This window comes from Collinsella sp. AM23-17, from assembly GCF_003470945.1.
In the GTDB taxonomy this organism is placed as follows: Bacteria; Actinomycetota; Coriobacteriia; order Coriobacteriales; family Coriobacteriaceae; genus Collinsella; species Collinsella aerofaciens_O.
The window spans coordinates 1-12,590 of the sequence record NZ_QRHU01000015.1; the positions used below are offsets into that span (position 1 = coordinate 1).

A 12,590-nucleotide genomic window follows, 5' to 3' on the forward strand; every position below is an offset into this window, starting at 1 on the left:
ATGTCCGACCCGGACGCCTACGTACAGTACGACTGGTCGCTCTACGGCACCGTCATCAACTGCGGCGCCTACACGGCCGTGGATAGGGCGGAGACCCCCGAGGGCCGCGTTGTCGCCTGGAAGGCCAACGCGACCGGCCCCGCCCTTCTCGCCCGCACCTGCGCCGGGCACGGCATCACGCTCGTCCACGTGTCCTCCGACTACGTCTTCGACGGCACCGCCGAGGTCCACACGGAGGACGAGCCCCTCAGCCCGCTGTCCGTCTACGGCCAGACCAAGGCCGCCGGCGACATCGCCGTGGCGGGGTGCCCGCGCCACTACATCATGCGCTCCAGCTGGGTCATCGGCGAGGGCCGCAACTTCGTCAAGACGATGAAGGCGCTCTCCGACCGCGTCGCCGACCCCGAGGACGGGCTCACGCAGGTCACGGTCGTGGACGACCAGCTGGGCCGCCTGACCTTCACGCGCGACATGGCCGAGGCCATCTTCCACGTGCTGGGGACGCACGCCCCCTACGGCACCTACGACTGCACCGGCTCGGGCGCCGTCAAGTCCTGGGCCGATATCGCCCGCGCCGTCTTCGAGGCCGCCAACGGCAACGGGGACAGGGTCGTGCCGGTATCGACCGCCGACTACTACGCGAGCGCCGAGGGCCCCGTCGCCCCGCGCCCGGTCCACTCCGCGCTCGACCTGTCCAAGCTCGAGGCTGCCGGCTTCCACATGCCCGACTGGGAGGAAGAGCTGGGGGAGTACATCAAGACGCTCTAGCCGCTATTAACTTTTCGAGAGTAAAAGCCGCCGTTCTTTAACGGCGGCTTTTCTTGTTGGTGGCTATCTGCGCAGTGGTGCCAATAGTATTTTGCGGAAGATCTACCTCTCGCTTGGCATGGAAGTAGGGTGGCCGGGCTGGTCGTCGTAGGCGTATTTGCTGTACACGTTGACCTCCCACTGCTTTTTTTCGACCTTTGCTACAGAATCAAGGATGAAGCCGGTCGCAAGGCTCAGGCCGCACAGGAACATAAACGAGGCGGCGAGCACAGCGGTGGGGAAGCGCGGGACGAGGCCGGTCTGGAAATATTCGACAACGATGGGCATGCCCAGGGCGAGGCCGAATACCGCGAACAGAAGCGCAACGAGGCTGAAGAACTTCAGCGGGCGGTAGTCCTTGAACAGCGTGCCGATCATCGCAACGACTTTAATGCCGTCGCTCACGGTGTTGAGTTTGGACTCGGAACCCTCGGGACGGTCGCGGTACTCGATGGGCACATCTTTGATGCGCCAGCGGTGGTCGACGGCGTGGATCGAGAGCTCGGTTTCGATCTGAAAGCCCTCGGAAAGCACTGGGGAGGTTTTAACGAACGGGCGGCTCATGGCGCGGTAGCCTGTCATGACGTCATCGAAGCTGTAGCCATAGATCCACCTGATCATGGCGCGGACCAGATTATTGCCAAAGCCGTGGAAGGCACGCTTGTTCTCCTCGGCGTAGGTGCCGTTGGAAAGGCGATCGCCTACGGTCATGTCGGCCGTGCCGTTAAGGATGGGCTCGCAGAGGGCCTTGGCCGCCTCGGCGGGGTAGGTGTCGTCTCCGTCGACCATCAGGTAGCAATCGGCGTCGATATCGCGAAACATCTGGCGGCACACGTTGCCCTTTCCCTGACGGGGCTCAAAGCGGACTGTGGCGCCGTGCTCGGTGGCAATGCGTGAGGTATCGTCCGACGAGTTGTTGTCATAGACATAGACCGTCGCCTGCGGAAGCTCGCGGTGAAAGTCGTCGATGACTTTGCCGATCGTGAGCGCTTCGTTGTAGCAAGGGATGATGACGGCGATGGATTCAGAATTCACTTAATGCTCCTTATACATTCAATCCTAGAAAGTATAGCCGTTTGGGCCTGGCATCCTAAGATGTGGGTTAGTTCTCCAGTTTTGTTGCGCGAATCGTTTGCATGGCCGTCGGGTCTATACTGTTCGTTTGTCAACGATTACGAGTAAAGGAGTTGCATCCGTGTCGGATCAGACAAAGCAACAAGAAACTCGCAGTCTGCCTGCGACGTTTGCTAAGAACGAATTTGAGAAGGACGCGTTTATCCTTCGTCAGCTGGTTACCAAGGATTTTAAGATCAAGTATCGCCGTAGCGTTCTGGGCGTCGCATGGTCGGTGCTCAACCCGCTGCTGATGATGATCGTCATGGCCATCGTGTTCTCGACGATTTTTGGCCAGGGCCGCAATGGCTCAATGACGCCCGAGATGTACCCGCTGTACTTGATCGTGGGTAACATCACCTTTGCCGTCATGTCTGAGTCTACTAACCAGGCCCTGACGTCGATCGTGGGCGCTGCCCCTCTGCTCAAGAAGGTTAAGGTGCACCGCTGGGTTTTCCCGGTGCAGAAGGTGCTCTTCTCGCTGGTCAACTTTGCCTTCTCGCTGGTCGCCGTCGCCATCGTCATGCTGTGGTTCCGCGTTATGCCTTCTTGGCACCTGATTCTGTTGCCGGTTTGCCTGCTGCTGCTTATGTGCTTCTGCATGGGCCTGGGCATGATGCTCTCTGCCCTTACGGTCTTCTTCCGCGACGTTATGCATCTGTGGAGCGTCGTCATTACGGCGTGGACTTACATTACGCCCATCTTCTGGACGACTGACTATATTGCGCAAATGCCGCATCTCGTGCGTATCTTGATGTATGCGAACCCCATGTTCAACTACCTGCAGTTTATGCGCGATATCTTCCTGTTCCAGACTACGCCCTCGCTTATGACGTTTGGTATGTGCGTCGCTTGGGCGGTTCTTGCGCTTATTATTGGCTATACCGTGTTCCATAAGTCCGAGCGCAAATTTATCCTCTACATCTAAGGAGTGCTGTGATGACTGAATCTGTTGTTGATTACAGCGAGCAGCCTCTGGCTGTCGAGGTCGACGACGTCACCATGATCTTTAATATGGCGTCCGAGTCGCTGACCAACCTCAAGGAGTACTTCATCAAGCTTGCCAAGCACGAGCTGTTCTTTGAGGAGTTTAGGGCGCTCAAGCATATCTCGTTTGATATTCATCGTGGCGAGGTCGTGGGTCTGGTCGGCACCAATGGCTCCGGCAAGTCTACGATGCTCAAGATTATCGCTGGCGTGCTTGAGCCTAGCGAGGGCAGCGTTAAGGTGCACGGTAATATTGCGCCTCTGATTGAGCTTGGTGCCGGCTTTGACCCCGAGCTGACCGCCCGCGAGAACATCTATCTGAACGGTGCCCTGCTCGGCTATACCAAGGAGTTCATCGACGCCAACTTTGACGGCATTATCGAGTTCGCTGAGCTGCAGAACTTTGTCGATATGCCGCTTAAGAACTTCTCTTCGGGCATGGTGGCGCGTATCGCCTTTGCAATCGCGACGATTACCGAGCCCGATATTCTGATCGTTGACGAGACGCTGTCCGTCGGTGATGTGTTCTTCCAGCAGAAGTGCGAGGCCCGCATCCAGCACTTTATCCAGAGCGGTGACGTGACGGTTCTGTTCGTTTCGCACTCCATGGAGCAGGTTGAGCGCATCTGCCAGCGTGCCGTTTGGATCGAGAAGGGTGACCTTCGCATGGACGGCCCTGTCGATGAGGTCTGCAAGGCGTATCGCGAGCAGTTCAACTAGGTTATAATTACTTGCGCCTGACAGGCTTGCGCTTGCTTGGGCGTGCGGTTATTTGCTCCATTAGCTCAGCTGGATAGAGCAGGGGACTTCTAATCCCAAGGTCGACGGTTCGAATCCGCCATGGAGCACCATCGTTTATTAAGCCCAGACCGCTTGGTGGTCTGGGCTTTTTTCATCTTGTGTGTTGCTGGAGCCGAGCGCGAGCAAGCCGCTGCTGTTTGTTGGGGTTGGCATTTTACTTTTCGAGATGCTCTTTCAGCAGCTCCAACGCGTGGGCGTAGCCCTTCAGGCCCTCTCCGGTGATGGTGGCGAAGCAGGCCAGACGGGCGTAGCTCACCTGGCGGAAGTCTTCGCGGGTCTCGACTGCGCTAATGTGGACCTCCACAGCCGGGATGGCGACGGCTTTGAGCGCGTCCAGGATGGCCACGCTTGTGTGCGTGTAGGCGGCCGGGTTGATGACGATGCCGTCGACCTTCCCGTAAGCCTCCTGAATCTTGTCGACGATGCTGCCCTCGTGGTTGGACTGGAAGACCTCGACCTCGTCGAAGCCCTGTGCGGCGCCCGCTTCCTGGCAGATCTGCACTAAACGGTCGTAGTTGTCGCTGCCATAGATGCCCGGCTCGCGAATGCCGAGCATGTTGAGGTTGGGGCCGTTAATGACGAGTGCTTTCATGGTTGCTTCCTTTGCAGTTGAAAAACCACCACAAAGGTGCCTGCCCCCTTTGTGGTGGTTTTGGTTAGAGAGCGGGTGGGAGGGTGTCGAGGAGGGCATGGGCGGTGTTGGCGGCGCAGTCGCGTGAGTCGATGATGTAGTCGGCCCAGGCGCGGTAGCGCGGCATACGCTGCTCGGCCAGCTTGTCGATGCCGTCGCGCGCGGTGATGGGGCGGCCCTTGTGGGCGAGCTCGTCGAGCTTGCGGTTGAGCATCACGATTTGGCTGTTCTGGTGCAGTAGCGGGTAGTTCTCGTCGCGCGTGACCACGCCGCCGCCCGTGGAAAGCACCAGGCCGCTGCACTTGGAGATGCCGGCCAGCACCGCCGTCTCCTGCTCGCGGAAGGCCGCCTCGCCGCGCTCGACGATAAAGTCGGCACAGGGCATGCCCAGACGCTCCTCAAGCGCGCGGTCCAAGTCGATGTGCTCGCGACCCGTGAGTAGGGCGATCTGCTCGCCCACGCGGGTCTTGCCCGAACCCGGCATGCCGATCAGGGCGATGTTCTGCTCGCGGCGGGACAGGCGCTCCGTTACGTCCAGGATGCGCTCGCGCGGAGTGACCTGGCCGGTGTAGCGCTCAACGGCTTGCGCCGCCTGGGCCACGAGCATGAGCAGACCGCCGATGTAGGGGATGCCGCGGCGCTCGGCCTCGAGCATGAGTCCCGTGCGAGCGGGGTTGTAGACAATGTCGATGACGCCCTCGAGCGCATCGAGCCCCTCGAGCGTACAAGGCGCGTCGGGGCAATGGGGGAACATGCCGGCGGGCGTGCAGTTGACGAGCAGGGCGGCATCGGACTGCTGCGCGATGTTGTCGTAGTTGACTTCGCTCGTACGGCCGACCGGCACGACGATGGCGCCCAGGTCGCCGAGCACCATGCTGGCAGTGGTGCCGGCGCCACCGGTGGCACCGAGCACGAGGGCCTTCTTGCCGGCAACCTGGGCGCCCAGCTCTTCAACCAAGCACTGGAAACCGAAGTAGTCGGTGTTGTCGCCGCGCAGGCGGCCGTCGGGCAGGCGCGTGATGGTGTTGACGTTTCCCATGCGCTCGGCGAGTGGGCTCAGCTCGTCCAGGTAGTCCATGACGGCGCGCTTGTAGGGGATGGTCACGTTGGTGCCCTCCCATTCGTCGCCTGTCATAAAGGCCTCAAGATCCTCGGGCTCGCGCTCAAATCGTACGTACTCGAGCCCCGCGAGCTCCTTGTAGATGGTCGGGGTGTAGCTGTGGCCCAGCACGCGGCCCAGCACGCCGTAGGGGCGGGTTGCGGCGGTATCGGTCATCTAGAGCACCTCCGTGTAGCTGCCAAAGTAGGTGAAGCTCTCGCACACGTCATCGATGGAGTCGAGCAAGTCGTCGAGGGCCTTGCTACCAAAGGGGCAGTCCAGGTCAAAGTAGAACATAAACTCAAAGTCATGCCCGGGGATGGGACGGCTCTCGAGCTTGATGAGGTTGATATTGAGCGCGTAGAAACGCTCGAGTACGCGATAGAGCGCGCCCGGCTCGTTGGCCGTGGTAATCATAAGCGAGGTGCGGTTGGCACCGGGGTAGACGCGTGGCTCTCGGCTGATGACGACAAAGCGCGTGTAGTTGTTGTCCGAGTCCTGGATGTTGGGCTCCAGCACCTCCAGGCCATACAGAGCGGCGCAGCTGCGTGAGGCGATGGCGGCAACGTCGCCTCGCTCGGAGTTGGCGACCATCTCGGCCGACATGGCAGTGTTGGGGTACTTGGTGGCGTGCAGGTCGTGAGCCTCGATAAAGCCGGCGCACTGGGCAATGGCTTGGCCGTGGCTATAGACCTCACGCACGTCTGCGAGCTTGGTGCCGGGCTTGACGAGCAGGTTGTGGTCGATCTTGAGGCGCAGCGAGCGCACGATGTGAAAGTCGAACTGGGCGAGCAGGTCGTAGACAGCGTTGACCGAGCCGGCGGTGGAGTTCTCGATGGGTAGCACGCCAAACTCGCAGAAGCCGTCGCGCACAGCGCGCATAACGCCTTCGAAGGTCTCGAAAAACGCGATGTCGGGCACGTCGAAAAGCTTACACGCGGCGATCTGACTGTAGGCGCCTTCGACGCCCTGGCAGGCGACGGTGGCCGTCTGGGGGAAGGGTGTGTCAAAGGCTGCAGCCGTGGCGTGGGCCTTTTGTGAGACGGTGATGCCCTTGAGCTCGTTGATGTAGCGCTGTTGCTCGGCCTTGCTCATGCTCATGAGGAGGCGGAACAGGGTGATGGCTTGGGCCTCGTAGCGCTCGGGCACGCGGCTGGCGAGATTGTTGAGCTTGGAGCGCTCACGGGCGGGGTCGAAGACGGCCTTGCCCATCTCGATTTTTGACTTGGCGACATCGGTGGCAATATCCATGCGCTCGACAAAGCTATTGAGGAGCGTTGTATCGATGCCGTCGATGGCCTGGCGAATATCGGCAAGGTCCATGGAGACCCCTTTCACGTGTCGGTGATTTTTCTGGGACGGGGATTAAAAAATCATTAGGAACACAATGATTTTTTAATCCCCGTCCCAGAAAAATCACTGGGTAGGCGTGGGGGCCGGAGTTGGCCCCCGGAGATTTTTAGCGCTGGGCGGCGTCTTCGAGGAGGGCGTCCCAGATGGCGAGGGCGGCGGCTGCTTCGGCTACGGGGACAGCTCGGGGGACGATGCAGGGATCGTGGCGGCCGTGGACCGAGAGCTCGGCATTTTCCATAGCGTCCATGTCCACCGTCTGCTGCTCGCGGCCAATTGAGGGCGTCGGCTTTACGGCCATGCGCCACATGACGGGAGCGCCGGTCGAAATACCGCCCAGGATGCCGCCGGCGTTATTGGATTCGACCTCGATCTCGCCGGTTTCGGCATCGATTCGATACGGATCGTTGTTCTCGCTGCCGCGCATGGCGGCCACGGCAAAGCCCATGCCGAACTCCACGCCCTTTACGGCGGGAATGCCAAACGCGATTTGCGCGATGCGGTTCTCGATGCCGTCGAACATGGGGTCGCCGATGCCCGCGGGAAGCCCGTAGATGCCGCACTCCACGATGCCGCCGATGCTGTCGAGTTCGTCACGCGTGGCTAGGATTTCCTCGCGCATGCGGCCGGCTGCGGCGGCGTCAATGCACGGCAGATCGTTCGTAAGGATCGCCTTGCGGTCGGCCTCGCGATAGACTATGTCGTCCATCGGCAGATCGGAGATGCCGCCGATCTGCGCCACATGCGCCATCACTTTAATGCCGCGGGCCTCGAGTGCCTGCAGCGCAATGCCGCCGGCGATGCACAGGGGTGCCGTTAGGCGGCCGGAGAAATGCCCGCCACCGGCGACATCGTGCATGTTGTGATACTTCACGCGCGCAGGGAAGTCCGCATGTCCGGGGCGGGGCTTGCGGCGCAGCTCGGAGTAATCCTTGGAGCGCGTGTTGGTGTTCTCGATAATCGCGGCAATGGGCGCGCCGGTGGTGTGCCCATCGACCACGCCGGCGATGATTTGGGCGGCGTCGGCCTCGCGGCGCTTGGTCGCGGTCTCGTCGCGACCGGGGGCGCGACGGTCGAGGAAGGCCTGCAGCTGCTCCTGGTCCACGGCGATACCTGCCGGAATGCCATCGAGGGAGCAGCCGATGGCGGGGGAGTGCGACTGGCCGAAGATGCTTAAGTGCAAGACGTTGCCAAAGGTCGAGGACATGCTATTCCTCCTCGAGCGTGACCTTGCCGCCCAGCAGGCGGTAGTGGTCGAAGAAATCGGGATAGGACTTGTTGACGGCCTCGGCGCCGTGGATCACGACCTCGCCGGTGGCGCGGCTCGCAGCGATAGCGGCCATCATGGCGATGCGATGGTCGTTGTGCGAATCGACCTCGCCGCCGGTGAAGGCGTCGACGCCCTTGATGATGAGATCGTCGCCGGCAATACGCACCTGCGCACCCAGCGCGCAGAGCTCGCGGGTGGTGGTGGCCAGACGGTCGGATTCCTTGATGCGCAGACGGGCGCAATCGCGAATAAAGGTGCGGCCCTGTGCCAACGAGGCCACGGCCGAGATGACGGGCACCAGGTCCGGAATGTCGTGGGCACTCATCTCAAAGCCGGCGAGCTTGTCGGACTGCACGGTGGCGGCGTTGGTGGAGCGCACGATGCGGGCGCCAAAGCGCGAAAGCGCGGCAAGCACGTTACGGTCGCCCTGTGCGGAGCTCAGCGACACGCCCTCGACGGTGATTGGGTCGGTGCCGATGGCGCCGGCGCACAGCCAAAAGGCGGCGTTGGACCAGTCGCCCTCGACGGCTACGCTGCCGGGCGTGCGGTACGAGCCACTGCTCACGCGGAAGTTCGTGACCTCGGGCTGGCCGTCCTTGGCCGGAATGCGCTCGACGTTGACCTCGACGCCAAAGGCCTTCATGGCCTGGATCGTCAGGTTGATGTAGGGGCGGCTCTCGATGAGGCCGGTTACCTGCACGCAGGAGGGCTGGGCCAGCAGCGGGGCTGCCAGCAGCAGGCCCGAGATGTACTGCGAGCTCACGTTGCCCGGAAGCACAAAGGTGCCCGGGCGCATGCGGCCGCTCGTCTTGAGCGGAAAACCGCCCAGACCCTGTAGGTCGCAGCCGGCGGCGATGATCTCGTTCGAGAGCGGGGAGAGCGGGCGGGCGCCCAGGCGGCCCTGGCCTACGAAGGTGGCATCCGCACCCAGCGCGCAGGCGACAGGCAGCATAAAGCGCAGCGTGGAGCCACTTTCACCGCAGTCAAGCGTGCCGCCGGCAAGGGCCTTGAGCAGACCAAACTCAACACTCTTCATGGTGGGGTGGACCTGGAAGCCGTCCTCGACGGTCTCGATGCGAGCACCCAGTGCCGTAAGGCAGCGCACCGTGGCCTCGATGTCGGCGCAGGTGGTGTTGCAGGTGACGTGTGTCTCGCCGTTGGCAAGCGCAGCGCAGATGATCAGGCGATGCGCCATCGACTTGGACGCGATGGCGGGAACGGTGCCCTTGAGCGGGGACGGGGTGATGCGGGCTAGCATGCGGATGCGTCTCCCTTCTGGCCGAGGCCCTCGGCAATGAGTTCGTGGAAAGTGGAAAGCGGCGTGCGGTCGATGCTGCAGCGGCCAATGCCGTGCGGAATCACCAGATCGATGGTGTCGCCCGCGCGCTTCTTGTCGTGGAGCGCCTCGGCAAAGACGGCATCGGCATCTAGGTCGCAGCGGGTCTTGAGGCCATGGCGGGCGCAGAGCTCCTCAATACGACCGGGCAGTGCAGCATCGCAAGCGCCGTGCAGGGCCGCGGCGCGCGTGATGATGCCCATGCCGATCGACACGCAGTTGCCGTGTCCCAGCTCAAAGTGCTCGCAGGCCTCGACGGCATGTCCGGCACTGTGTCCAAAGTTGAGGAGCTTGCGCTGGTTGGTTTCGCGCTCGTCGGCGACGACCACGGCGCGTTTGATGTCGATATTGCGGGCAATGATAAGCGCCACGCGAGCCACGTCCTGGTTGAGCAGCTCCAGCGTGAGCGGGGTCTTCTCCAGCTCGGCGAAAAGCTCCGGGTCGGCGATTACGGCGTGCTTGACGACCTCGCCGCAGCCGTCGGCGAACTGCTCGGGCGTGAGGGTGGCCAGGCACCCCACGTCGGCGATAACCACGCTCGGCTGCCAAAAGGCGCCGGCCAAGTTCTTGCCGGCAGCCAGGTCTATGGCGGTCTTGCCTCCCACCGACGAATCCACCATGGCGAGCAGGCTCGTGGGGATCTGCACAAACTTGCAGCCGCGCATGTAGGTGGCGGCCACAAAGCCCGCCACGTCGCCCACGACGCCGCCGCCGAGTGCCACGATCACGTCGGAGCGCGAAAGCTCGTGCTCGGCCACAAACTCCAAAATGGCAACGTAAGTCTCGGCGCGCTTATGGGCCTCGCCGGCCTCGAAGGTGCAGATGCTCACCTCATAGCCTGACGCCTCCAGGCTCTGCTTAACGGGCATCTGGTAGAGCGGGCCCACGTTGGTGTCCGTCACGATGACGGCCTTGGTGCCGCCGGCGGTGGCGCGCACGAGCGGCCCCGCCTGCTCCAGCAAAAACGTGCCAACATGCACCTGGTAGGGGCGTGCAGTGTCGATATCGATGGTAATCGCCATAAGCTTCGGTCCTTTCGACCTGGCGTGATGGGTTGTCTAGTGGGAGGCCTCGTCGTCGAGTGCGCGCTTAATGCGGTCGCCCTCGGCAAGGAGATTCTCCAGATAGCGCTGGTCGCGGTCCTTGAGCGCGCGGCTGTAGGCGCCAAGCGATTCGATCAGATGGTCGATCTCGAAGGCGAGCGCGTCGGCGTCGTCGATCATGAGCTCGGACCACATTTGCGGGTTGAGGTGCGCCACGCGGGTGAGATCGCGGTAGCTACCGGCCGAAAAGCCGTGGTGGACCTGGGCAGTGGGGCTTTTGACGTAGGCGTTGGATACCACGTGCGCAAGCTGGCTCGTGAAGGCGATGACACGGTCGTGCTCGGCGGCGCTGGTCACGCTGAACTTGCCAAAGCCCAAGGGGCGCACCATCTCGCGCACCTGGCCCAAAAGCTCCAGCTTGAGCGCATCGTCCACCGCGGGCGGTACGAGCACCAGCGGGGCGCCCTGGAACAGGTCGGCGCGGGAGTGTGCATAGCCCGAGTACTGCGTGCCCGCCATGGGGTGCGCGCCCACAAAGTAAAAGCCGTGCTCGCGGGCAAGCTCAAAGGCGCGCTCGCACACGATACCCTTGACGCCCACCGTGTCAATTACCACGGGGCCCATGATGGCCTCGGTATCGGTGGCGTCGGCGAGTGCCTGGGCGTGTGCCTCGAGCCACTCGATGCAGGCTTCGGGGTAGCAAGCCAGGACGATGATGTCGCATTCGCCGAGCGTCTCGTCGTTGAGCTCGCCGGCAACGGTGCCCATGCTGGCAGCCGTCATGACATCGTCATCGGGATCCCAGGCCAGCACGCGGACGCCCGCCTGCGCATAGCCGCGGGCAAAGCTGCCGCCGATGAGGCCAAGGCCGACGATGCCGGCGCACTTGGGGCCGCCCTGGTTAACGCGCGCGTTTCTCACTGTACCCATGGGCTACTCCATGGTCTCTTGGCAGACGACCTCGCGGATGGCTCGGATGCGGCGCATGGTGTCGTCGAACTGATCGGGGGTGAGGGCCTGGGCGCCGTCGGACCAGGCGCGGCTCGGCTCGTCGTGGACCTCGATCTCCAGGCCGTTGGCGCCGCAGGCGGTCGCGGCAAGCGCCATGGGCTCAACGTAGCGGGTGTAGCCGGTGGCGTGGCTGGGGTCGGCGACGACGGGCAGGTGCGACAGGTGGTGCAGCACCGGCACGGCGTTGAGGTCGAAGGTGTTGCGAGTACGGGTCTCGAAGGTGCGGATGCCGCGCTCGCACAGGATGACGTTGTCGTTGCCCTCGCTCATGATGTACTCGGCGGCCATGAGCAGCTCATCGATCGTGCCGGACATGCCGCGCTTAAGCAAGATCGGAGTCTTGGTCTTGCCGACCTCTTTGAGCAGAGGGAAGTTCTGGGCGTTGCGGGCGCCGATCTGCATGACGTCGATTTTCTTGTCCAGGAAGACCTGCACGTCGCGCGGGTCCATGATCTCGGTGACGATCGGCATGTCGAGCTCAGCAGACGCCTCGCACAGCAGGTCCAGACCGGCGGGGCCCATGCCCTGGTAGGCGTACGGGGAAGTGCGGGGCTTGTAGGCACCGCCGCGCAGCATCGTGGCACCGGCGGCCTTCACGCGGCGGGCGATGCGGATGAGGTTCTCGCCCTCGACGGAGCACGGGCCGGCGATGACCTGGAACTGATCGCCGCCTACATGTACGCCGTGGCCGCAGTCGATGACGGAGTCCTCGGGGTGGAACTTGCGGTTGGCGCGCTTGAACGGCTCGGAGACGCGCTGCACGCGCTCGACGACATCCATGGACTCGAGCAGGAACGGGTCGATCTTGGTCGTATCGCCCACCAGGCCGATGATCGTCTCATTCTCGCCGCGCGAGACATCGGTCTTCAGGCCCTTTTTCTCAATCCAGCTGACGATATGGCTGACGGCCTCGTCGCTGGCGCTCTCTTTTAAAATTGCAATCATGGTGTGCCTCTCACCTCGATGGATAACCCTTGCAAAAACGGCCCGCATCGCGAGCCGTGTACATATGGTGCATGAGAGTTTATACTATCTGACTCGCTTTTGCCTTCTAAAGTGGGCCGTTGAGCCGCGTCTTCCTCGGAATTGCAAAGCTTTTCTTTTATTTTGATAGCCCGTGGTGCACTTGGGTATAATGCCAA

General features: G+C 62.4%; 12 protein-coding genes and 1 tRNA gene. 4 read left to right on the forward strand and 9 right to left on the reverse strand.

Translation table 11 applies throughout. The features are described 5' to 3' along the window. Window positions 1-768, forward strand: a 768-nt coding sequence (locus tag DW645_RS06675) for a sugar nucleotide-binding protein (RefSeq protein ID WP_118226970.1), incomplete at its 5' end; no start/stop codon positions are given. 102 nt (window positions 769-870) lie between these two features. Here DW645_RS06675 and DW645_RS06680 read toward each other — a convergent pair. Continuing rightward, window positions 871-1,842, reverse strand: a complete 972-nt coding sequence (locus DW645_RS06680; RefSeq protein ID WP_118226972.1) for a glycosyltransferase family 2 protein — start codon at window positions 1,840-1,842, stop codon at window positions 871-873. A gap of 160 nt (window positions 1,843-2,002) precedes the next feature. Here DW645_RS06680 and DW645_RS06685 point away from each other — a divergent pair, with 160 nt between their 5' ends. The 3 genes from DW645_RS06685 to DW645_RS06695 all read left to right on the forward strand — a co-directional run bounded on the left by DW645_RS06685 (window position 2,003) and on the right by DW645_RS06695 (window position 3,758). After that, window positions 2,003-2,848 carry an ABC transporter permease gene (locus DW645_RS06685; protein WP_022094778.1) on the forward strand — a complete coding sequence of 282 codons (846 nt, stop codon included), beginning with the start codon at window positions 2,003-2,005 and terminating at the stop codon, window positions 2,846-2,848. An 11-nt stretch (window positions 2,849-2,859) separates the two neighbouring features. Then, window positions 2,860-3,627, forward strand: coding sequence for an ABC transporter ATP-binding protein (locus DW645_RS06690; protein ID WP_006236046.1), 768 nt, complete (start codon window positions 2,860-2,862; stop codon window positions 3,625-3,627). A gap of 54 nt (window positions 3,628-3,681) precedes the next feature. Beyond that, window positions 3,682-3,758, forward strand: a tRNA-Arg gene (locus DW645_RS06695). Window positions 3,759-3,862: 104 nt separating this feature from the next. Here DW645_RS06695 and aroQ read toward each other — a convergent pair. The 8 genes from aroQ to aroF form a co-directional block, all read right to left on the reverse strand. Beyond that, window positions 3,863-4,300, reverse strand: a complete 438-nt coding sequence (gene aroQ / locus DW645_RS06700) for a type II 3-dehydroquinate dehydratase (RefSeq protein WP_099431841.1) — start codon at window positions 4,298-4,300, stop codon at window positions 3,863-3,865. A gap of 64 nt (window positions 4,301-4,364) precedes the next feature. After that, window positions 4,365-5,615 carry a shikimate kinase gene (locus tag DW645_RS06705; protein ID WP_118226974.1) on the reverse strand — a complete coding sequence of 417 codons (1,251 nt, stop codon included), beginning with the start codon at window positions 5,613-5,615 and terminating at the stop codon, window positions 4,365-4,367. After that, on the reverse strand, window positions 5,616-6,761 hold the full coding sequence (pheA, locus tag DW645_RS06710; RefSeq protein WP_118226976.1) for a prephenate dehydratase: 1,146 nt from the start codon (window positions 6,759-6,761) through the stop codon (window positions 5,616-5,618). It abuts the gene before it with no gap. A gap of 136 nt (window positions 6,762-6,897) precedes the next feature. After that, window positions 6,898-7,995: a chorismate synthase gene (gene aroC, locus DW645_RS06715; RefSeq protein WP_118226978.1), complete on the reverse strand. Its 1,098-nt coding sequence runs from the start codon at window positions 7,993-7,995 to the stop codon at window positions 6,898-6,900. Window position 7,996: 1 nt separating this feature from the next. Next, on the reverse strand, window positions 7,997-9,316 hold the full coding sequence (aroA, locus tag DW645_RS06720) for a 3-phosphoshikimate 1-carboxyvinyltransferase (RefSeq protein WP_118226980.1): 1,320 nt from the start codon (window positions 9,314-9,316) through the stop codon (window positions 7,997-7,999). After that, window positions 9,310-10,416: a 3-dehydroquinate synthase gene (gene aroB, locus DW645_RS06725; RefSeq protein ID WP_118226982.1), complete on the reverse strand. Its 1,107-nt coding sequence runs from the start codon at window positions 10,414-10,416 to the stop codon at window positions 9,310-9,312. The genes aroA and aroB overlap by 7 nt, the downstream gene beginning before the upstream one ends. A 36-nt stretch (window positions 10,417-10,452) precedes the next feature. Further along, the gene (locus DW645_RS06730; RefSeq protein ID WP_117583253.1) at window positions 10,453-11,367 is read right to left on the reverse strand and encodes a prephenate dehydrogenase/arogenate dehydrogenase family protein; all 915 of its coding nucleotides are present in this window, start codon (window positions 11,365-11,367) and stop codon (window positions 10,453-10,455) included. A gap of 3 nt (window positions 11,368-11,370) precedes the next feature. Further along, on the reverse strand, window positions 11,371-12,393 hold the full coding sequence (aroF, locus tag DW645_RS06735) for a 3-deoxy-7-phosphoheptulonate synthase (protein WP_118226984.1): 1,023 nt from the start codon (window positions 12,391-12,393) through the stop codon (window positions 11,371-11,373). Window positions 12,394-12,590 lie beyond the last annotated feature (197 nt).

What these genes read in the sequence shown, in the direction of transcription:
- aroC (WP_118226978.1), bottom strand. Translation starts at nt 7,995, where the DNA reads ATGTCCTCGACCTTTGGCAACGTCTTGCACTTAAGCATCTTCGGCCAG.
- DW645_RS06690 (WP_006236046.1), top strand. Translation starts at nt 2,860, where the DNA reads ATGACTGAATCTGTTGTTGATTACAGCGAGCAGCCTCTGGCTGTCGAG.
- DW645_RS06705 (WP_118226974.1), bottom strand. Translation starts at nt 5,615, where the DNA reads ATGACCGATACCGCCGCAACCCGCCCCTACGGCGTGCTGGGCCGCGTG.
- aroF (WP_118226984.1), bottom strand. Translation starts at nt 12,393, where the DNA reads ATGATTGCAATTTTAAAAGAGAGCGCCAGCGACGAGGCCGTCAGCCAT.
- aroQ (WP_099431841.1), bottom strand. Translation starts at nt 4,300, where the DNA reads ATGAAAGCACTCGTCATTAACGGCCCCAACCTCAACATGCTCGGCATT.
- DW645_RS06730 (WP_117583253.1), bottom strand. Translation starts at nt 11,367, where the DNA reads ATGGGTACAGTGAGAAACGCGCGCGTTAACCAGGGCGGCCCCAAGTGC.
- aroA (WP_118226980.1), bottom strand. Translation starts at nt 9,316, where the DNA reads ATGCTAGCCCGCATCACCCCGTCCCCGCTCAAGGGCACCGTTCCCGCC.
- aroB (WP_118226982.1), bottom strand. Translation starts at nt 10,416, where the DNA reads ATGGCGATTACCATCGATATCGACACTGCACGCCCCTACCAGGTGCAT.
- pheA (WP_118226976.1), bottom strand. Translation starts at nt 6,761, where the DNA reads ATGGACCTTGCCGATATTCGCCAGGCCATCGACGGCATCGATACAACG.